The organism is Sinomonas sp. ASV322, from assembly GCF_030908245.1.
Classification (GTDB): domain Bacteria; phylum Actinomycetota; class Actinomycetes; order Actinomycetales; family Micrococcaceae; genus Sinomonas.
In genome coordinates this window covers 35993-56407 of sequence record NZ_JAVFJJ010000011.1, presented here as the reverse complement: position 1 = coordinate 56407, position 20415 = coordinate 35993, and the positions used below count along the sequence as shown (strand labels likewise).

The following is a 20415-nucleotide window of genomic DNA, read 5'->3' as shown; positions in this document are numbered from 1 at the left end:
TTAGCCTTGGGGCATGTCCGTTTCTGTGCTGACCGTCGCTGATCGCGCGGGGGTATCGGTTTCAACCGTCTCACGCGCACTGCGTGGCGTCCCGGGCATCTCCGCAGTCACTCGCAAGCGCGTGCAAGAAGCAGCTGACGAACTCGGCTACGTCGTCTCGCCGAGCGCGTCGCGACTCGCGACCGGGCGCACGAGGACCATCGCCGTCGTCGTCCCCCTCCTCTCAAAGTGGTTCTTCGCGGAAGTCATCGCCGCCGCGGGCCGCGTGCTGAGTCGTGAGGGCTACGACGTCCTTCTGACCGAGCTCTCCACGCCTGAGCTTCGGGCGGAGTTCTTCGGGAGCCCGCGCCTGCACGGGCGCTCCGACGGTGCGCTCGTCGTCGCCCTCCAGCTCACGCCAGAGGAACTCGCGACGCTTGGGGCGCAGGGGCAGGCGGTGGCGCTCGTCGGCTCGGAGCGCGCGGGCGCGTCTTCCGTGCGGGTCGAGGACAGGATTGGCGGGCTCGCGGCGACCCGCCACCTCCTCAACCTCGGGCACGAGCGCATCGCCTTCCTCGGCATCCAGGAGTCTCCGGGCTCGCCGCTCGGAGGCGTCCCGCCGGCCGAGCGGCTGCTCGGCTACCGCGACGCGCTCGCTGAGGCGGGGCTCCCCGCAGACCCGGCGCTCGAACTCGGCGTCGAGAACACGGTTGACGACGGCGTTGCCGCCATGGCATCCCTCCTCACCATGGCGGATCCGCCGACGGCGGTCGTCGCGGCGTCGGACGAACTCGCCTTCGGGGCGCTTTCGACCCTCCGTGGGGCGGGCCTCGACGTCCCGGCCGACTTCTCTGTCGTCGGGTACGACAACCACGAGTTCGCGAGGGTCGTCGGACTCACGACGATCGACCACAGCGTGGCCGACCAGGGCCGGCTCGCGGCGGAGGCTCTGGTCGCGTCGCTCGCGGGTCAGCCCGCCGCCGTCGGGCGCATCGAACCACGCCTCGTCGTCCGCGGATCTACGGCGCCTCCGCGCCGCCTCCGCGTGGGCTCCTGACTGTCCCGCCCCGCCACCCTTCCGAAAGGAACTCCCATGGAATACCGCAAGCTCGGCAACTCCGGCATGTACATCAGCGAACTCGCGTACGGCAACTGGGTCACGCACGGCGAGCAGATCGACCAGGACGCAGCCACCGAGTGCGTGCGCGCGGCCCTCGACCTCGGGATCACGACGTTCGACACCGCCGACGCCTACGCAGCCACGCGCGCTGAGAGCGCGCTCGGTGAGGCTCTCGAGGGTGTGCGGCGCGAGGGCCTCGAGATCTTCACGAAGGTCTACTTCCCGATCGGCCAGCCCGGAAAGAACGACCGCGGCCTCTCGCGCAAGCACATCATGGAGTCCATCAACGGCTCCCTGCGCCGCCTTCGGACCGACTATGTGGACCTCTACCAGGCCCACCGGTACGACTACGAGACGCCCCTCGAGGAGACGATGCAGGCGTTCGCGGATATCGTTCGCGCGGGCAAGGCGATCTACATCGGCGTCTCTGAGTGGACCCCGGAGGAGATTCGCCAGGGCGCGGCGCTTGCCAAGGAGCTCGGCATCCGGCTCATCTCGAACCAGCCGCAGTACAACATGCTGTGGCGCGTGATCGAGCCCGAGGTCGTGCCGTTGAGCGAGGAGCTCGGGCTCGGACAGATCGTGTGGTCCCCGATCGCGCAGGGTGTCCTGACGGGCAAGTACGCGCCGGGCGCGACCGCCCCGGCGTCTTCGCGGTTCTCGACCGACGACGGCGGGACGAAGACCGAGCACCGCTACATGCAGCCCGCCGTCCTCGAGCGCGTCCAGGCCCTACGCCCGCTCGCGGACGAGGCCGGCCTCTCGATGGCCGCGTTCGCGGTCGCGTGGGTTCTGCAGAACCCGAACGTCTCCGCCGCGATCGTCGGGGCCTCGCGCCCCGAACAGCTCAAGGACAACGCGACGGCCTCCGGCGTCGTCCTCGACCCTGCGCTGCTGGCGAAGGTCGACGAGGTGCTCGGCGACGTCGTCGAGCGCGACCCGTCCAAGGTTGAGTCGTTCCTGAAGCGTCCCTGACGCGACGCTCGTATGCACGGGGCGCCCTTCGCCGCTATGGTGCCGCGGGTCTGCAGCACAATTGCGGGGACGCGCCACCGTTGCGGGGACGCGGCACCGGTGCTGCTGCGGCTATTCCCGGCACAGACAGAACGGGTGGCCCGCCGGGTCGAGGAACACGCGGAACGTTGTGCCGGGCTGGAAGTCGGCCTTGGTCGCGCCGAGTGAGAGGACGGCTGCCTCGGCCTCGTCGAGATCGTCGACGACGACGTCGAGGTGCATCTGCTGCGGCACATCCTGCGTGGGCCACTTGGGCGCCCGGTAGCCCTCGACCTTCTGGAACGAGATGCAATCCCCGTAGTCGGCGCGGAGGTCCGCCCAGTCGGACGAGGCCTCGATCTTCCAATCGAGGAGGGAGGCGTAGAACGCGGCGAGCTGGGCCGGGTCGGGGCAGTCGATGACGACCGTGGGGAAGCGTGCGATAGCCATGAGGCCAACCTAGGCCTCCCTGCGGACAGGATGAGTCCTCAGGCCGTTGTCGATCATGGGGTCCGCGAGGCGACGATCGCTTCCTCGAGCGCGCCGAGCACGAGCGTGACGGCGGCCGGGCTCGCGTTCGGCCCCATGAGGCCTATCCGCCACACGGTGTCCACGAACGCCCCGACTCCAGCCCCGATCTCAAGGCTGTACCGCTCGAGCAGATGCGTCCGCACACGCGTGGAGGACACGCCGTCGGGCACTTTTACGGTCGTGAGGCTCGGCAGCCGGTGCCCGTCCGCAGCGAAAAGCTCGAGGCCCATGGCCTCGAGCCCGTCCCGTAGCGCCGCGCCCGCCGCCTCGTGCCGTTCCCACACGTTCTCGAGGCCCTCGGCAAGGATGCGGTCGAGGCCGGCCTCGAGCCCCGCGACCATCGTCACGGGGGCCGTGTGGTGGTACGTGCGCGTGTGCCCTTCGGCCGCGCCGACGTACCCGCCGAGGAGCCCGATGTCGAAGTACCACGAGCGCGGATCCCGGACCCGCCGCTCGAACGCGCGCTCTGAGACCGTGAACGGCGAGAGCCCGGGCGGGACCCCGAGGCATTTCTGCGTCCCGGCGTAGCCGATGTCGATGCCCCACGCGTCCGCGCGGAGCTCGAGGCCGCCGATCGACGTCACGGCGTCGACAAGCAGGAGCGCGTCGCCCTTGCCCGCGCCGAGCGAGGCGATGTCCGAGCGCACGCCCGTGGACGTCTCCGCGTGGACGGCCGCGATGACCTTGGGGTGCGGATGCGCCGAGAGCACGCGGTCGACGTCGACCGGCTGGCCCCACTCGTGGTCCACGCGGACCACCTCGGCCCCGCAGCGCCGCGCGATCTCGAACATGCGCTCGCCGAACATCCCGTTGACCGCGATCACGGCGACGTCCCCGTCTGAGACCATGTTCACGAGCGCGGCCTCCATGCCGCCCGAGCCTGTCGCGCTGACGGGCCAGGTCCGCGCGTTCTGCGTGCCCCAGACTGCCCGAAGCCCCGCCGACACCCGGTCGAGGCGGTCGATGAACTCCGGGTCCAGATGGCCGATGACCGGGTGGGAGAGCGCCGCCATCACCTCGGGGTACGCGTTTCCTGGGCCGGGGCCGAACAGATAGCGGAAGGGCAGGATCTCGGGCACGGCTTCACTGTCTCACACGACGGGCCGCGCACCGTCACGGAATCGTAAGGCGAGCCCTGCCCGCCGAACGCGGGCAGCGGGCAGGATGGCTCCGTGGAACGCATGAACGAGGCGGCCCGCGTCGCCATCATCGGCGGCTCCGGGCTCTACAAGCTCGAGGGCCGGGCCGAGGAGCTCGAGATCCCCACCCCCTACGGCCCGACGTCGGGCGCGATCTCGCTTGTCGACGCGGGCGGGGCGACGATCGCGTTCCTCGCTCGGCACGGCCGCGGCCACACGGTCGCGCCCCAGGCGGTCAACTACCGGGCCAACCTGTGGGCGCTCACACGGCTCGGCGTCTCGGCGGTCTTCGCGTCCGCGGCGTGCGGGGGCCTCGTGCCCGAGCTCGCTCCGGGAACGTTCGTGATCCCCGACCAGTTCATCGACCGGACGTGGGGCCGCCGGGACACGTACTTCGACGGCGAGGGGCCGGGTGCGGCTGCCGGCGTCCAGCACCTCCCCGCCTCGGACCCCTACTGCCCGGACCTGCGGCGGGTCCTCGCGGCGGCGATGGACCGCGCGCAGCTTCCGTACCGGCCCACGGCGACGATGGCGGTCATCAACGGCCCGCGCTTCTCGACCCGCGCAGAGTCCCGCTGGCTCGCCCAGGCCGGTGCGCACGTGGTCGGGATGACGCAGTACCCCGAGGCCGTCCTCGCGGCCGAGCTCGGGATGGGCTACGCGACCCTCGCCTTCGTCACGGACTCCGACGCGGGCGAGCACGCCGACGAGGCCGTCACCGCCGACGCGGTATGGGCGCGCCTCACGGAGGCCAGCAAGGTCTTCGAGCGCGTCCTCACGGAGGCGGCGCGACGCGTCCCCGCCGACTACGAGCCGCGCAGGCTGCTCCCCGAGTCTGCCGTTCGGTCCGTCATGACGGCGACGCCCGCGACGCCACGAGGGGCCCAGCGGTGAGGCTCCTCGTCACGGGAGGGGCGGGATTCATCGGCTCCGCGGTCGTGCGCGCGGCGCTCGCCGACGGCTGGGAGGTGCGCGTCCTCGACCTCGCGCCCCGCCCCGAGCGTGAGGAAGAAGCGGACGACGGCGTCGTCTACTTCCGCGGGGACGTCGCCGATGCGGGGGTCCTCGATGCGGCGCTCGGGGGAGTCGGCGTCGTCTGCCACCTCGCAGCGAAGGTGGGGCTCGAGCAGGGGATCGGGGACGCGCCGTCGTACGCGAGCACGAATGTGCTCGCGACCGCCCAGCTCTTGCCGGCGCTCGTCCGCCACGGAATCCGCGGCCTCGTGCTCGCCTCGTCGATGGTCGTGTACGGCGACGGAACGTACGTCCACCCAGCGACCGGCCGGAGTGTGCGGCCCGCACCGCGGCGGGAGGCGGACTTTGCGGAGGGCCTCTTCGAACCGCGCGATCCGGATGACGGTGCCGTCCTCCTCCCAGCGCTCACCACCGAGGACGCGCCGACCGACCCGCGCAGCGTCTACGCGCTCAGCAAGCTCGCCCAAGAGCACCTCGTCGCAACGTGGGCCCGGGCGGGCGGGGGCACCGCCGTCGCGCTCCGGTATCACAACGTCTACGGACCCGGGCTGCCTCGCAACACGCCCTACGCTGGCGTCGCGGCGCTCTTCGCCTCTTCCGTCGCGCGCGGCGAGGCCCCGCACGTGTTCGAGGACGGGCAGCAGCGTCGGAGCTTCGTGCACGTCGACGACGTCGCCGAGGCCACCGTGCTCGCGGCGCGGCACGCAGTAGGCGGCGAACAGGGTTCAGCGGGTAGAACGGCGTTCCGGGCCTTCAACGTGGGAGGCCCCGCCGTTCAGACCATCCTCGACGTCGCCGAAGTCCTAGCGCGGGGCGCGGGCGCCGCGGCCCCCGTCGTGACCGGCCAGTTCCGCGCCGGAGACGTCCGGCACATCACCGCGAGCTCGGCCGCGATCGCCGCGGAGCTCGGCTGGCGCCCGCGCATCGGTTTCGAGGAGGGGATGGGCGCCCTTGCGGCCGGCCTGCGGCGTCAGGGCCGCGCGGATGGCCCGCGGGCGCCGTCGGCGATGAACGCGGTGACCGCCTCGACCACGGCAGGGTCCGAGACGGTTCGGTAGTGCCCGAGGCCGGTCGTGGTCACGAGGCTAGCGTTCGGCTGGCGCGCCTCGACGAGCCTCTCGGCCTCGGCGAGGGGCACGACGGGATCTGCCGTGTCGTGGACGAACAGGCACGGCACGTCCCCGGGGAACGGCCGGTCTACCGCGTTGTACCGTTCGAACGCCTGCGGTTCGTGCGGCAGGATGCGCCGGGCGAAGCGGTCGCGGAGAGCCTTGGCGCTCGCCGGCCCGAGGCCCACTCCGTGCGCGAACGAGGAGATCATGAAAGCGCTGTCGGGAGGGGCCGAAATGGCCGCGACGCGCGATGCCTCAAGGCCCTCGGCCACGGCGATGAGGGTCGCGAACGCGCCGAAGGAATGTCCCACGGCGGCGCGGAACGGCCCATGGCGGCGCGCGAGCTCGGTGATCGCCGCCTGAAAGTCGACGATGTACGTGCCGCGCCCCGGCGAATCGCCGTGGGCCGGGGCATCGAACGCGACGGTGCCGATCCCGGCGTCGTGGAGCGCTCGGACCAGGGGGGCGTACTGCGCGGCCCTGCCGCCCCAGCCGTGCACGAGCAGGACGGGGGACTCGGCGGGCTCCCACGCGTAGGCGACGGCTTCCCCTCCGCGGCCGTGCATGCCAGGGACCGGCACGGTGCTGCGCTCTGCCGCGAGCATCGTCGGAACGTCGGACGGCCTGAGGCGCATCCGCGGGCGCGTGTTCATGAACAGGGGAAGGGCCGCCGCGGCGCCGAGCCGGGGAGAGAGGTGCCCCGCGGCCCGTACCGTGAGCGCGGCGGCGGCGAGCCCTGCCGACGAGGCCATCGCGAGGGGCCTTGCCATGGCCGCCGCCTTTCCACACCCGAAGACACCCGGGGCCTTTGCGTGCCGCTCATGCTACGCCGCATGGTCAGCGGGTGGCAGGGGTCGTCGACGTTCGGGGCGCGATCACGGCGCGTCGACGGGGAAGGCCAGCGTGAAGCGGCAGCCCCCGTTCCGATTCTCGACCGTCACCCGTCCGCCGTGAGCCTGAACAATGCCCGCTACGACACTCAGTCCCACCCCAGCGCCCGCGTACAGCGAACCGCCGCGGTTCTGGCCGACCGCCCTGCCCCGCGACTCCGACTTCCGCCACCCGGGCGCGAAGAGGTGCGGGAGGTCCTCCTCGGCGATGCCGCCGCACGTGTCCTGGACCCACACGAGGGCCTCGCGGGACCCGTCGGGGGCCGAACCCTGGCCGAAGCCGACGGTGACGATGCCTCCCTCGACGCTGTACATGATCGCGTTGAGCACGACGTTGCGCAGAGCCCTGCTCGCCGTCCGCGCGTCGGCGACGACGCGGCCCCCGGACGATTCGCCGCCGTCGAGCGCCACCCCGCGCTGCGCCGCGAGCGGGGTGAGCTCGGCCAAGACGTCGCTCGCAAGATCGTAGAGTTCGACCGGCTCCCTGCGCAGGGTGAGCGTCCCGGCCTCGAGGGTCGAGAGCTCGAGGAGGTCGTTGACCATGGCGGCCATGTGGTCGGTCTCGGCGATCATGCGGCGGTGGTAGTCGGAAGCGTCCGTCGCGACGCCGTCCTCGACGGCCTCCGCCATGGCGCGGAGGGTCGCGAGCGGGGTGCGCAGATCGTGCGAGATCCAGGCCACGAGCTCTCGCCGCGCCGATTCGATGGCCGCCTCGCGGGCGCGTGACTCCTCGAGCCGGCGGCTCGTGCGGGCAAGTTCGTCCGCGAGCGCCGTGAGCTCGGCGCTGCCGGCCGGGTCGGTCGCGAGGGGCCGATCGCTGCCGAGCACCTCGCCGCGGCCGATCCGCGCGGCGTCGGCGATGAGCCTCGTCGTCGAGCGCGAGAGGCGGAAGCCGAGGATGAGGGACATCGCGATCGCGACGGCTCCCGCGGCTGCAAGGATGACCCACACGGTCGCGAGGTCGCTCTCGGTGATCGCCATGGCGTTGAACGCGTTGACGACCCCGGCGACGAAGACGCCGACCGTCGCGGCGACGACGATGACGAGCTGAACCCAGAACGGCTCCCGCCGCGCGAGTCGCTGGAGCCCGATGCTCAGCGCGGTGATCGCGACCGCCCAGACGAGCAGCCAGGCGAGAGTCATAAGGAGGCCCTCGCGCATCAGGGGGCTCCGGCTCCGTCGAAGCGGTACCCAATGCCCCACACGGTCGTGAGGAGCGACGGGTTCTTGGGATCGGGCTCGATCTTCTCGCGAAGCCTGCGCACGTGCACGGTCACGGTCGAGAGATCTCCGAAGGACCAGCCCCACACGGCCTTGATGAGGTCCTCTCGGCTGAACGCCTGGCCGGGATGCCGGAGGAAGAAGGCGAGGAGGTCGAACTCGCGGAGCGTGAGGGTCAGCGGCTCGCCCCCGAGCTTCGCGGTGCGCGAGCCCGGGTCGAGCCAGATGCCGCCGCCCTCGACGGGAGGCTCGGGATCGAAGGCCCGGAGGCTGCGCCGCAGGACGGATTCGACCCTCAGGACGAGCTCGCGCGGGGAGAAGGGCTTCGTGATGTAGTCGTCGGCGCCTGCTTCGAGGCCCACGATCCGGTCGTCTTCCGTGCCGAGGGCCGTGAGCATGATGAGCGGGACGTCGGTTGTCGCCCGCAGCCGCCGGCACACCTCGGCCCCGTCGAGGCCGGGGATCAGCCGGTCCATGAGGATGAGGTCCGGTTCGCGCGTCGCGGCGAGGTGCATTGCCGTGAACGCGTCGTGGGCCACGTCGACCTGGAACCCCGCCTGGGCGAGGTAGCCGCGCACGACGTCGCACAGGGTCAGCTCGTCCTCGACGACGAGGATCCTTCGGTTCCCGAGCGGGTTGCCGAGCAGGCTGCCCTGGGTGCGGTCTGCGCTCACTCTCGCAGGATAGGCCAACCCACGCCCCCCGGCGGGGGCCGGGGCCGCCCGATCGCGATCGTTCCGCGTTCCGTAAGGTTCTGCGGGCGCGCGGGCCGGGGGCGTGGCCCTAGCGTCGGCTTGTGAACGAGATCAGGGCCGACGTCGTGTTCCCGTGCCTCGACGAACGCGAGGCACTTCCGTGGGTCCTCGGCCGGGTGCCCGTTGGGTGGCGGGCGATCGTCGTCGACAACGGCTCGTCCGACGGATCGGGTGAGCTCGCGGCCCAGCTCGGCGCGAGCGTGGTCGTCGAGCCCCGCCGCGGATTCGGCGCGGCCGTCCACGCGGGCCTCGAACACGCGAGTGCCCCCTTCGTCGCCGTGTGCGACGCCGACGGCTCCCTCGATCCCGCCGAGCTTCCGGCGCTCCTCGAACCGCTCGAAACGGGCGACGCCGACCTCGTCCTCGGTGCCCGCCGCCCCGAGCGCGGGGCCTGGCCGCTGCACGCGAGACTTGCGAACGCCGCGCTCGCGGGGGCGCTGCGGCTCGGGTTCGGCGTGCCCGTGAGCGACCTGGGCCCGATGCGGGCGGCGCGCACCGAGGCGCTCCGGGGCCTCGGGCTCCGCGACCGCCGCAGCGGCTACCCGCTCGAGATGGTGCTCCGCGCGGCCGAGTCCGGGTGGCGCATCGCCGAGCTCCCGGTCGGCTACGCGCCGCGCGTCGGCCGCTCCAAGGTCACGGGAACGCTCAAGGGGACGGTGACTGCTGTCCGGGACATGGCAGGGCATCTCGCCTCCCGAGCGCCGCGGGGCAGGCTGGCGGACGACGGCGCGCGGCGCGTGCCCGAGGGCTGCCTCACGATCGCCGTGGTCGCCAAGGAGTGCGTGCCCGGACGGGTCAAGACCCGCCTCTCCCCGCCGTTCTCGCCCGAGGAGGCCGCGCTCGTGGCGTCGCTGAGCCTCGCGGCCACGCTCGACGCTGTCCGCTCGCTGCCCGCGCGCCGTCGGCTGCTCTTCTTCGACGGCGACCCGGGCGCCGTTGACACCGCCGGCTTCGACGTGCTCGCCCAGCCCGCGGGGGACCTCGACACGCGTCTCGGCGCGCTGTGCGACGCCGTCGACGGGCCGCTCCTCGTCCTCGGCATGGATACGCCGCAGTTCACGGCGGACGACCTCGCCTCGCTCTTCCACGACTGGGCTCCGGACTCCCGGCGCGGCGCCGACGCGTGGCTGGGCCTCGCTCATGACGGCGGATTCTGGGCCATCGCGATGGCACGTCCCGACGGCAGGCTGATTCGCGGCGTGCCCATGTCGCGGCCCGACACCGGATCGCGGCAGCTCGAGCGGCTCCGCCGCGCCGGGCTCACCGTCGGCCTGCTCCCGCGGCTCCGCGATATCGACACGGCCGCCGACGCCGTCGCGGTCGCGGCTGTGATGGGCGGGACCGACCTCGCGGCCGCGGTGGGGCGGGTGCTCGGCGCGGTGGAGCGGGTCCCGTGAGCCGAGAAACCGGCGGTCCTGCAGTCAACCGGCGGAACTCCGTTGGCGAAGGGGGTCCGCCGCAGTGGCGGGGCTAAGGGCCGGCGGAGCTGCAGCCGACCGGCGGAACTGCGGTCGACCGGCGGACGGCCTCCGGGGCTACATCGTGAGGCACGCTGTCAACGTGGTTTCGCGTGCGATCGACCGTAGCCCGAGCACGGGCCGGACCGTGCTGGCTCGACCCGCGTCGGCACGGGCACATGCGGCGCTCGCGGGCGTCGGCCTCGCGCTCGCAGCGCTCTCGGCCGCGGTGTGGTGGACGGTGACCGTGCGCGACGGCGGCCCGGTGCACGTCCTCGTCGGGACGGGGCTGTGCTGTGCTGCGGCAGGGTGCGCGTGGCTTCTGCTCAGGTCCGCCGAGCGCCGCGGCGCCTCGGAGCGCTGGGTGATTGCCGCCGTCGTCCTCGGCCTGCTCGCGGCGGGCGCCGCCGCGCTGGCCGCGCCGCCGCTCACGAGCAACGACTCGGCCCGCTACGCGTGGGACGGGATCGTCCAGAAGGCCGGGATCTCCCCATACCGCGACGTGCCCGCGGCGGATGCGCTCGCGGGCCTGCGCCCCGGCTGGCTCTTCGCGGGGCCGGGCGCAGCATCGGCGGACGCGTGCGTCGCCGCGTTCCCCACGGGCGGCGTCCCGACCACGTCCGTGCCGAGCGGGACACCCCTGTGCACTGCGATCAACCGCCCGCACGTGCCGACGGCCTATCCGCCCGTCGCCGAGGCGTTCTTCGCCCTCGTGCGGCTCCCGCTGCCGCCGGGCGTCGCGTGGCTCGCCTTCCAAATCGCGGGACTCGGTCTCGCGCTCGCCGTCGCGCTCGTCGTCGTGCGGGCGCTGCGCCGCGAGGGGCGGCCGCCTTCGTGGGCCGCCCTCTGGGCGTGGAACCCGCTCGTCCTGCTCGAGGCGGTGAACAACGCGCACGTCGACGTGCTCTCGGCCGCGCTCCTCCTGGGGGCTGGCCTCCTCGGCGCGGGCGTCCCCGGAGCGGGCCTCCCGTCGGCCCGGAGGGCGGCGTCGTCGGGCGCGTTCTTCGGGCTCGCCGTCGCGACGAAGCTCATCCCCGCCGTCGCCCTCCCGGGAATGCTCAGGAACAGGCCGTGGCGCTTCGGCGCCGCGGCGCTTGCCGCGTTTGTCGCCGCCTACGTTCCGTACGTCGCCGTGTCGGGGCCGGCCGTGATCGGGTACCTTCCCGGCTACCTCTCGGAGGAGGGCTACGCCTCCGGGGACAAGTCCCGCTTCGCCCTTCCCGGCATCCTGCTGCCGCCGTTCGCGGCGCTCGTCGTCGGGCTCGCGGCGGTCCTCGCCGTGTGGGTCTGGGTGTGGGCCAGGCGCCACGTCCTCGAGCCGATGACGGCCCAGGCGCTCGCGGTCGGCTGGACGCTCCTGATCGTGTGTCCGAGCTACGCGTGGTACGCGCTCATGCTCGTTCCGCTGGCCGTGCTCGGGCGCCGCCCCGAGCTCCTCGTGGTGCCGCTCGCACTCGAAGCCGTGACGGCGACCGTCGGGACGGACGCGGGAGCGCCCGTCGCGAGAGTCGCGATGGCCGCGGCGGCGCTCGTGGTGCTCGGGGTGGGCCTCACGCGCGCGCGGTCAGCACGACCCAGGTGAACGGCTGGATGAGCCCGGCCGGCGTGACGTGCTCCTCGCGGCGCGATGTCACGAGCTCGAAGTCGGGCGCGAACTGCGCCGCGAGGTCGGCGGCGCTGTAGCGGGCGACTGGCAGCCGCGAACAGTGAGTCGGGCCGTCGGCGTCGAACGTCGCGACGATGACACGCGCGCCGGGGGCGAGCCCGGCCCGCAGCGTGCGGAGGTACGCGCGGCGCTCCTCGTCCTCGATGAGGAAATGGAAGACCGCGCGGTCGTGCCACACGTCGTAGCGGCGCTCGGGCGCCCACCCGAGAAGGTCCCGGTGGAGCCAGTGGACCCGCTCGGCGTCAGCGCCGAGGCGCGCGCGGGCCCGCTCGATCGCGACCCTGGAGAGGTCGAGGACCGAGACGTCGCCGAAGCCTCGGGCGAGCAGGTGGTCGACGACGACGGAGGCGCCGCCGCCGACGTCGATGACCGCGGCATCGGGGCCCACGCCGAGCACGTCGAAGAGCTCGAGGGTCTTGGTCGGGACGGACTGGTACCAGCTGACGGCGTCCTCGCCCTTCGTGTCGTAGACGAGGTTCCAGTGCGCGGCGCGTTCGGCTTGGTTTGTCGGTCGATTGGCCGCCATGGTCGCCTCCGAAATCTCACGCACAGCGGAACGCGTGCCTGATGTGGTCACGTTCAGTCTCCGCCTCGCCGAGGATTCGCGCGATCTCGTCCAAGGCAGCGCGGATGGGGAGCGGGGAATCGCGAACCTTGAACGTCGGATCGGTGACGCCCACGGGATGCCACCACACGCCGTCGGCCGCCACGGTCGGCTCCGGCGCGAGGTCCTCGCGCGTGAGCACGACGCCGCCCTCGGCGAAGCCCTGCCTCGCGACGCGACGGACCACGAGATCGCCATCCCGGATGCCCTCACTCGTCAGCAGCTCGCGGAGGCCTCCGATCTCGTCGGCGTCCGCCGGGTCGATCGTCGCGGCGACGCGCACGCGGAATCCGAGCGATCGCGCGAGCTCGATGCCGGCGAGCGCGCGCGCGAAGGACCCCGCCCCGCGGGACCGGTCATGCAGGGCCGGGGTCGCCGAGTCGAGCGAGATCTGCAGCGTGACGCGTTCCCGGTCGAGCGCTTCGAGCGTGGCCCGGCGCGTGCCCCGCTGATAGATCATGCCGTTCGTGAGGATCGTGAGCGGCAGGTGTTCGATCACCGCCTCCGCGATGTCGCCGAGCTCGGGGTGCATGAAGGGCTCGCCGCCCGTCACGAAGACCTCGGAGCCACCCTCCGCGGCGAATTCGCGGACGGCCGAGCGGACGACGTCGACCGGGAGCCGCCGCGCGACCGCGCGCGGCGACGACTCGGCGCAGCAGTACGTGCACGCGAGGTTGCAGTCGAAGTTGCTGTAGAGCCACAGGCGGGTGCCCAGCGGCGGGACGTCGTCTTCGGCCTCGATGGCGCCCTTGCGCACGAGGAGCGGGCCGACGAGCGTGTTCCCGGTGAGCACACACCACGCCGCGAGGTCTTCGGGCACGGACGACGCGGCGTCGCGGACCTCGAGGACTGCTTCGTCGGCCAACGAATCGAGTGCTGCATGCAGCTTGAGCAGGAGGCCGTTGCCGAAGTCTGCTCCGCCGGCGTCAAGCACCGCGTCCGCCTCGATCACGGTCACCCTGCCTTCCGGACGAAATAGCTCGTGCTGATGCCGTGGTTCGCGGTGCCTTCGAGCGGATGGCCCGCGACCTCGCACCAGGCCGGGAGGTCGACGGCGACGGATCGCGCCTCGCTCCGGATCTCGAGGATCTGGCCGGGCGCGAGCTGGCCGAGAGCGCGGCGGATGGCGATGAGGAGCCCGCCGCCGCAGTCGAGCGGACCGCCGTCGCACACCGCGGCCGGGTGGACGCCCACGGCAGCTCGGCTCACGCCCAGACCGCTCACGCCCAGACCGCTCACGCCAGCACCGCCATCGCGAGCGCGCCCACGAGCCCCATGGCCATGACCGCGAGCCCCGTGGCCACGATCACGCGGCCGGGGAAGGCCCGCCGGACCATGAGCATCGAGGGCAGGCTCAAGGCCGGCAGGGTCAGCACGAGGGCGCCGAGGGGGCCCATTCCGACCCCCGCGGCCATCAAGCCGCCGATGATGGGGATCTCGGCGGCGGTCGGGATCACGAAGAGGGTCCCGACGACGGCCAGCAGGACGGCCGCGAGCAGGCCCCACGACGCGAGCGTGCCGGCCGCCGGGAACAGCCAGCCGCGGAAGCCGCCCAAGAGCAGCACGACGACGGCGTACTCCGGCAGGAGGCGCACCGCGAGCCGGGCCAGCGCCTTGACGAACCGGACGGCCGAGCGGGTCGCGGTCGCGGCTTCGACGGGCTCGTCGGCGGGGTCGGCGACCGTCGTCCCCTTCGCAAGGCGGCCCACGAGCAGCGTGAGGCCGAAGACGAGGATAACGCCGGTGCCGACCCGGACGGCGAGGAACTGCCACGGAAGCACGAAGGCCATGAAGGCCAAGGCCGCCGGGTTGAGCACGGGATTGCCGAGCCAGTACGCGAGCGCGGAGCTGACCGGCACACCCCTGCGGCGGATGGAGAGCGCGACCGGTGCCGCGCAGCACGTGCACATCATCGACGACATCGACAGGAGGCCGCCGCAGACCGTGCTCGCCGCGATGCCGCGCCTCGCCTGGAACAGCGCGAGCAGGCGGCGCGCCGGAAGGAACGCCTCAACCGCCGCGGCCACAAGGAGGCCCGCGACGAGCGCCTGCCAGATCGATGCGAGGTAGCCGAGTGCATAGCCGACCGCCGCGTTCCACGAGGGCGACGGCGGCGCGCCCGCCTTGCCGGACAGGAGGGAGTCTCCCAACGAGTGGCTCCCGGCCACGACGGGGAGCTTGAGCGCGTAGGGGTACCATTTCGCCCACGCGAGGGCCGCGATGGCCAGAGCCGCCGTGGCGAGCGTGCCCACCAGCACCCTGCGCCGCCGCCGGCGCGCGGTATCCGCCGTGAGCTCGTCGTCGAGCTGTCCGATGTCTTGGGGTTCGATGCCTGCCGTGATCTCGTTCATGCTTGAGCCTTTCTCGTCATGCTGGCGACGGCGATCACGCCCAGCCCGAAGGCGAACTGCATCGAAACCGTCGAGAGGGATCCGCCCAGCGCGTTGGCGTCCGTCGTTGCGAGCTGCACGAGCTCGAAGAGCGCGACGCCGAGGAATCCGAGTCCCGACACCACGGCGAGAGGCCTCAGGCGGAGGAGCCCCGCGATCGCTGTGGCCGCGGCCAGGATCAGCACCGCGACGAAGCCCGCACCGGACAGGCTTTCCATCTGCAATTTCCCGAGGGGCAGCGCGGTCAGGGTCGAGGCCGCCGAGGCGATTCCGAGTGTGATCGTGGCCCGCCTCATCTCAGGACACCGCCGTGAGCAGCTTGGCGAGGGCGCCGCGCCGGGTCCGCCAGGCGGGACGCAGCACTCCGTCGAGGCCGAAGGTGCGGCCCGCGGCGGCGCCCAGGATGGCCAGATGCAGGGCGAACATGAGCGCATACGACCAGAACCATTCGCCGGGCGTATTCACCGCGGACAGGGAGATCGCAACGGTCTGCGCGAGCCCGATGGCCGCCCAGAACCTCGTCGCGAGGCCCACGAGCAGGAACGCGCCAAGACAGGTCTCGACGATCAGGGTCATCCACGCGAAGGCGGCAAAGTTCGGCAGGACGATGTGTTCGACCGTCCACGCCCACGGGGCGAACACGGGATGGTTGACCGCATTTTCGGTCCATTCGTGCAAGCCGCCGAAATTCGGACCCGTCGGCGATTTCCACGAGAGATTCTGAATCCACAGGAGCCCGGCGAGCATCCGCGCGACCGCGAGCGCGACGCGAGCGACGCGATCGGCGGGCAGCGCCGCTGCTGCGAGCTGCGAAGGAGACGATGTCACGGCTTTCATCCATTCCTGCTCTTGCGTCGTTTCCGCCTTGTGGGGGCACTTGAAATTCCATCCGGAGGGCGGATCGACAGCAAGGTTCAGGGATTACAGAGTGGTGACGTGTGCCTTCGGTGCCCTCGGTTGCCAGGCAGCGAAGCGGCAAATCGGGAGCGCGCGCTCCGCTCCGACACAGAGAGCACTGCGTCGTGTCTACGTTTGTGTCCAGTGGTCGGGTTTTAATGTGCTCATGCTGGGGCAGGGGGCGCGGCGCGCGCTGATCGTGGAGGACAGTGCTGACGTGGCCGTTCTCCTGAACGCTGTTCTGTCGGGCGAGGGTTTCGTTGCCGAAAGCGCGGTGACCGGGCATCAGGCCCTTGAGGCGGCCCGACGACTGAGGCCTGATCTCATCACGCTCGATTTGGGCCTTCCCGACATCGATGGCCTCGAGGTCTGCCGAGCACTGAGGATCTTCACCGATGCGTACATCCTCGTGATCTCCGGAAGCGCCGACGAGGCGACGCGCCTCGCGAGCCTCGAGGCCGGCGCTGACGGCTTTCTGGGCAAGCCCGTCAATCCCCGCGAGCTGAAGGCGAGGGCGGAGGCCATGCTGCGCCGCCCGCGAGCCGAGCCCCTCCCAGCCACCGAACTCGAGACGGCCGCCCGCGTGCAGCGTGGCCTCCTCCCGCAGCGGAGCCCAGTCCTGCAGGGCTACGACGTGGCGGGGGCATGCCGCCCGAGCCGCTCCGTGGGCGGAGACTTCTTCGACTGGCAATCGGACGGCCAGACCTTGGACGTGACGCTCGCCGATGCTATGGGCAAGGGCATGGGCGCTGCGCTCATCGCGGCCACGGCCCGGGCCGTCCTCCGGGCGGGCATCGGCGAATCCCCGGAGACCCTCGTCGGGCACGCAGCCGCAGCCCTCGAACCCGATCTCGAGCGGATCTCCTCCTTCATCACCCTCCTGTACCTCCAGCTCGACGGCGCCACAGGGGCCGTGGACTACGTCGATGCAGGGCACGGCCTCGGAATGCTCGTCCATCCCGGCGGCGGCTGGGAACGGCTGACCACAGGCGGCCCTCCGCTGGGCCTCGTGCCCGAGTCCACGTGGAGTGGCGCGACGCTGAGCATGGAGCCCGGAAGCTCTGTCGTCCTGATGAGCGACGGGGTGCTGGACTCGTTCGTCGGACTCGACGAGGCGCTCAGCGCTGTGGCGTCCGCCGTGCAGGGTGCGGATGGCGCGCAGGATGCGGTGGATCGGCTGCTCGCCCTTGCGCACGAGGCGGAGGACGACGTGACAGCGGTCGTCTTCAGCCGATGCGCGTGAGCTTCGAGGACCGGGGCTGGGTTCAGTGGCTGCAACGGGGATCAGACGGAGGGGCATCGTGATCGACGCAGGGCAGCACCCGAAGGCCACGGCACGCGGCACGCTGTGGGGAATCATTGCGGGCGCCGCGGCGCTCGCCGCCGTCGTGGTGGTCGTGGCCTCAGATCCCGGCTCGGGTTCGAGTCAGACCATCGGAGACTTCGGGATCCTGGCGGCGGCGCTCGCGGGCACCGCGAGTTGCGCACGCGCCGCCGCGAGGCGCGGCCCCGAGGCGCGGGCCTGGCTCTGGATCAGCTTTGCGGCCCTGATCTGGTCGACAGCCCAGGCGATCTGGACCGGCTATGGGCTCGCCACCGACCACGACTACCCTTTCCCATCCCTCGCCGACGCCGGATTCGTCGGCTATTCGGTTCCCGCGATCGTCGGGCTCCTGTCCTTTCCGCGCGCCCGGGCCTCGCGGGTTGGGCTCGCCAGGACGCTTCTCGACACCGCGGTCATCGCGGCGGCAGTGCTCTTCGTCAGCTGGTCCATCGTCCTGGGGCCCCTCGTCGGCGCCGGGAGCCACGACCTGCTGACGCGGCTCACGGGCTTGGCCTATCCCGTGGTCGACGTCACGGTCGCGTCTTTCGTCCTCGTGTTGACCATGCGGCAGACGCCCGGGCATCGGCTGCCGTGGCTATGCCTCGCGGCGGGGCTCATCATCCTGACGGTCACCGACAGCACCTACGTCCGGCTGACGTTCGACGGCGCCACGGGAACCACGGGCACGCTCATGGCGGGTGGCTGGATGGCGGCCTTCCTGCTCATGGCCCTCGCCGCCGCGGTTCCGCGGCGGTCGGCGCCCGGGAAGGACCACGCGGTCTATGCACTGGCCTTCGAGCTCCTGCCTTATGCGCCCGTTCTCGGAGCGATCGTCATTTCGTCGTCGAGCCTTGCCGAAGGGAACGAGGCCTTCCTGCTCGGCACCGGAGTTGTACTGCTCGCCCTTGTCGTGGCCCGCCAGGTGCTCATCGTCTTCGAGAACGTGACGCTCACGCGCGGGCTTGAGGCCAAGGTCGCGCAGCGCACCGCGGAACTCGAGGGCTTGGCTGCGATTGTGAACTCCTCGTCCGAGGCAATCGTCGGCAAGACGACCGGAGCTCAGATCACCAGCTGGAATCGCGGTGCTGAGCACGTGTACGGCTATGCCGCGGCGGAAGCCATCGGCCGCGACCATTCGTTCCTCATTCCGGACCATCGCAGGGCCTTCGAGGAAGAGAACTTCGAAGCCGTCCGTGCGGGGGGTGCGACGCGGAGCTACGAAACGGAACGCCTGCGCCCGGACGGGACCCTGGTCCCCGTGGCCATCACCGCGTTCCCCGTGCGAGGAGACCACGGGATCCACGGAATGGCCACGATCGCCCAGGACATCACGGAGCGTCGCCGCACAGAGGCCGAACTGCTGGCGGCGCGGGAGGCGGCCCTGGAATCCAGCCGCCTGAAATCGGAATTCATGGCCACGATGAGCCATGAGATCCGCACTCCGATGAACGGCGTGATCGGGCTGACGGGCCTCTTGCTCCAGACACGGCTCGACGAAGCCCAGCGGCAGTACGCCGAAGGCGTCAAGACGGCCGGCGAGGCCCTGCTCGCCCTCATCAACGACATCTTGGACTTCTCGAAGCTCGAGGCAGGCAAGGTCGAGCTCGACCCCATGCCCTTCGAGCCGCGCGCACTCCTTGACGAAGTGGCCGGGCTTTTCGCAGAGCAGGCGCAGGGCAAGGGCCTCGAATTGATCGCCCATTGCCGGCCCAACGTTCCCCCGCTCCTGCTCGGCGATTCGAGAGCTCTTCGCCAGATCCTGCTGAACCTCGTCTCGAATGCGGTGAAGTTCACGAGCCAGGGGGAAGTCTCCCTCGTGGCGAAGCTCCAGGGCGAGGGCCCGGATGACGCGCGGCTGCGCTTCGAGGTGCGGGACACCGGAATCGGGATCGCCCCAGAACAGCAGGAACTCATCTTCGACGCCTTTGCCCAGGCGGACGCCTCCACGACCCGTCAGTACGGCGGGACCGGTCTCGGGCTGGCCATCTGCCGTCGCCTCACGGAGGCCCTTGGGGGCGAGATCGGGCTGACGAGCCAGCTTGGAGCGGGCTCGGTCTTCTGGGTTGCGGTCCCGGTGTCCGTGCTCGCGGCGGACGCCTCGGCATCCGAACCGCCGCTCGCACCGTTCCGCGCCGGCCTTCGCGTCCTCGTCGTCGACGACAACGCGACGAACCGCTTGGTGCTCGAACGCCAGCTTGCCGCGTGGGGCATGGAACCCGAGTCGACGGAGGACGCCGCGGGGGCCCTTGAGCTGCTGGGCGCCGCGAGGGCGCAGGGCCTGCCCTTCGAACTCGCCATCCTCGATCTGTGCATGCCCGGACCGAGCGGCCTCGACCTCACACGGACCATCCGTGCCGAGGCCGCCATCGCCTCGATCCCGGTCATCATCCTGACCTCGGCGGGCCAGCCGGACCGGGCCGAGTTCGAGCGCGCCGGCGTCCAGGAATGGCTCAGCAAGCCCGTACGCAGCTCGGAGCTCTTCGATCGCGTGAGCCGTCTCCTCGCGCCTGCTTCTGCGCCGGCAGGGCAGGCGCCGGCGGCGACGGCGCCGTTGCGGGCCTCGGCGCGCGGGCGAGTCCTCGTCGTGGAGGACAACGAGGTCAACCAGCTTGTGGCCAAGAGCATGGCGGAGAAGCTCGGCTATGACGTGGATCTGGTCACCGACGGTGCTCAGGCCGTCGAGGCAACGGCACGAGTCGAATACGCCGCGGTCCTCATGGACTGCCACATGCCGGTGATGGACGGCTTCGATGCCACCCGGAGAATCCGCGCGCGGGGCGGTTCGGGCGCGGCACTGCCGATCATCGCGATGACGGCCGGCGCGTCCGACGAGGACAGAGAGCGGTGCCTGGCCGCGGGAATGGACGACTATCTGTCCAAGCCCGTCGACATGTCGCGGCTCGAGGCAGCGCTCGACCACTGGACGATTCGGGCGGAATTCGCTCCCGCCGGCGAGCACCGCCCAGAACCTGCGCCGGAGTCCGCGGTCGACGGCGACCGGCTCGACATGCTGCGCTCGCTTGGTTCCGGGGTGCTCGAGGCCACGGTGGAAGCTTTCGAGCGAGAGGTCGGCGCGGGGTTGGAGAGCCTTCGGCGGGCCAGCTCTCGCGGTGGCAGCAGCGACCTCCACAAGGCGGCGCACAAGCTCAAGGGCTCCGCCGGGAACATCGGTGCCGAGCGTGCCGCCGAGCTGTGCCGGGAACTCGAGGAACTCGGGCGTCAGGGCGGCACAGCCGCGCCGGATCAGCTCGACGAGCTCGAGGCGGAGCTTGCCCGGGTGAGCGAGTCCCTCCGACGCGCCCTGCTGTCGTAGGCGCTCACCTCGCCTGCCGGCGTCGACGCCGCGCCGTCTCTGGTCAGGC

19 protein-coding genes are annotated in these 20415 nt (G+C 71.6%); 8 read left to right on the top strand and 11 right to left on the bottom strand.

Annotated elements, in window-relative coordinates; all coding sequences use genetic code 11:
* Positions 1-13: 13 nt before the first annotated feature.
* Positions 14-1036 carry a LacI family DNA-binding transcriptional regulator gene (locus RBS12_RS14510; protein ID WP_307966836.1) on the top strand — a complete coding sequence of 341 codons (1023 nt, stop codon included), beginning with the start codon at positions 14-16 and terminating at the stop codon, positions 1034-1036.
* Between the two features lie 36 nt (positions 1037-1072).
* A complete protein-coding gene (locus tag RBS12_RS14505) occupies positions 1073-2074 on the top strand; it encodes an aldo/keto reductase family protein (RefSeq protein ID WP_307966835.1) in 1002 nt (333 codons plus the stop codon).
* Between the two features lie 111 nt (positions 2075-2185).
* Here the strand turns inward: RBS12_RS14505 and RBS12_RS14500 are convergent, their stop codons facing one another.
* On the bottom strand, positions 2186-2542 hold the full coding sequence (locus RBS12_RS14500) for a VOC family protein (protein ID WP_307966834.1): 357 nt from the start codon (positions 2540-2542) through the stop codon (positions 2186-2188).
* A 53-nt stretch (positions 2543-2595) separates the two neighbouring features.
* On the bottom strand, positions 2596-3702 hold the full coding sequence (locus RBS12_RS14495; RefSeq protein ID WP_307966833.1) for an alanine--glyoxylate aminotransferase family protein: 1107 nt from the start codon (positions 3700-3702) through the stop codon (positions 2596-2598).
* Positions 3703-3804: 102 nt separating this feature from the next.
* Between RBS12_RS14495 and RBS12_RS14490 the strand changes: the two genes are divergently transcribed.
* The gene (locus tag RBS12_RS14490) at positions 3805-4656 is read left to right on the top strand and encodes an S-methyl-5'-thioinosine phosphorylase (protein ID WP_307966921.1); all 852 of its coding nucleotides are present in this window, start codon (positions 3805-3807) and stop codon (positions 4654-4656) included.
* Positions 4653-5795 carry an NAD-dependent epimerase/dehydratase family protein gene (locus RBS12_RS14485; RefSeq protein ID WP_307966832.1) on the top strand — a complete coding sequence of 381 codons (1143 nt, stop codon included), beginning with the start codon at positions 4653-4655 and terminating at the stop codon, positions 5793-5795. The genes RBS12_RS14490 and RBS12_RS14485 overlap by 4 nt, the downstream gene beginning before the upstream one ends.
* Here RBS12_RS14485 and RBS12_RS14480 read toward each other — a convergent pair.
* The 3 genes from RBS12_RS14480 to RBS12_RS14470 form a co-directional block, all read right to left on the bottom strand.
* Positions 5708-6619: an alpha/beta fold hydrolase gene (locus RBS12_RS14480; protein ID WP_307966831.1), complete on the bottom strand. Its 912-nt coding sequence runs from the start codon at positions 6617-6619 to the stop codon at positions 5708-5710. The two genes, RBS12_RS14485 and RBS12_RS14480, sit on opposite strands and share 88 nt — an antisense overlap.
* 105 nt (positions 6620-6724) lie before the next feature.
* Positions 6725-7882: a HAMP domain-containing sensor histidine kinase gene (locus tag RBS12_RS14475; RefSeq protein WP_307966830.1), complete on the bottom strand. Its 1158-nt coding sequence runs from the start codon at positions 7880-7882 to the stop codon at positions 6725-6727.
* A 17-nt stretch (positions 7883-7899) separates the two neighbouring features.
* Positions 7900-8634, bottom strand: coding sequence for a response regulator transcription factor (locus RBS12_RS14470; RefSeq protein WP_307966829.1), 735 nt, complete (start codon positions 8632-8634; stop codon positions 7900-7902).
* A 122-nt stretch (positions 8635-8756) separates the two neighbouring features.
* On the opposite strand from RBS12_RS14470, the gene RBS12_RS14465 reads away from it, so the two are divergent.
* Entirely contained in the window at positions 8757-10112 is a 1356-nt protein-coding gene (locus RBS12_RS14465) for a DUF2064 domain-containing protein (RefSeq protein WP_307966828.1), read from the top strand.
* 163 nt (positions 10113-10275) lie between these two features.
* Entirely contained in the window at positions 10276-11754 is a 1479-nt protein-coding gene (locus tag RBS12_RS14460; RefSeq protein WP_307966827.1) for a glycosyltransferase 87 family protein, read from the top strand.
* Here RBS12_RS14460 and RBS12_RS14455 read toward each other — a convergent pair.
* Genes RBS12_RS14455 through RBS12_RS14430 form a run of 6 tightly spaced genes read right to left on the bottom strand, consistent with a single transcriptional unit; the run spans position 11723 to position 15660 of the window.
* Entirely contained in the window at positions 11723-12364 is a 642-nt protein-coding gene (locus tag RBS12_RS14455) for a class I SAM-dependent methyltransferase (RefSeq protein WP_307966826.1), read from the bottom strand. The genes RBS12_RS14460 and RBS12_RS14455 overlap by 32 nt on opposite strands.
* 16 nt (positions 12365-12380) lie before the next feature.
* A complete protein-coding gene (locus RBS12_RS14450; protein ID WP_307966825.1) occupies positions 12381-13400 on the bottom strand; it encodes a radical SAM protein in 1020 nt (339 codons plus the stop codon).
* Positions 13397-13681: a sulfurtransferase TusA family protein gene (locus RBS12_RS14445; protein ID WP_307966824.1), complete on the bottom strand. Its 285-nt coding sequence runs from the start codon at positions 13679-13681 to the stop codon at positions 13397-13399. Before RBS12_RS14445 ends, RBS12_RS14450 begins: the two co-directional genes overlap by 4 nt.
* Positions 13678-14793, bottom strand: a complete 1116-nt coding sequence (locus RBS12_RS14440; RefSeq protein ID WP_307966823.1) for a permease — start codon at positions 14791-14793, stop codon at positions 13678-13680. Before RBS12_RS14440 ends, RBS12_RS14445 begins: the two co-directional genes overlap by 4 nt.
* The gene (locus tag RBS12_RS14435; protein WP_307966822.1) at positions 14790-15128 is read right to left on the bottom strand and encodes a hypothetical protein; all 339 of its coding nucleotides are present in this window, start codon (positions 15126-15128) and stop codon (positions 14790-14792) included. The genes RBS12_RS14440 and RBS12_RS14435 overlap by 4 nt, the downstream gene beginning before the upstream one ends.
* A gap of 1 nt (position 15129) precedes the next feature.
* Positions 15130-15660: a TQO small subunit DoxD gene (locus tag RBS12_RS14430; RefSeq protein WP_307966821.1), complete on the bottom strand. Its 531-nt coding sequence runs from the start codon at positions 15658-15660 to the stop codon at positions 15130-15132.
* A gap of 235 nt (positions 15661-15895) precedes the next feature.
* Between RBS12_RS14430 and RBS12_RS14425 the strand changes: the two genes are divergently transcribed.
* Positions 15896-16972, top strand: coding sequence for a SpoIIE family protein phosphatase (locus RBS12_RS14425; protein WP_307966820.1), 1077 nt, complete (start codon positions 15896-15898; stop codon positions 16970-16972).
* A 58-nt stretch (positions 16973-17030) separates the two neighbouring features.
* Entirely contained in the window at positions 17031-20366 is a 3336-nt protein-coding gene (locus RBS12_RS14420; RefSeq protein ID WP_307966819.1) for a response regulator, read from the top strand.
* The last annotated feature ends 49 nt before the right edge of the window (positions 20367-20415 follow it).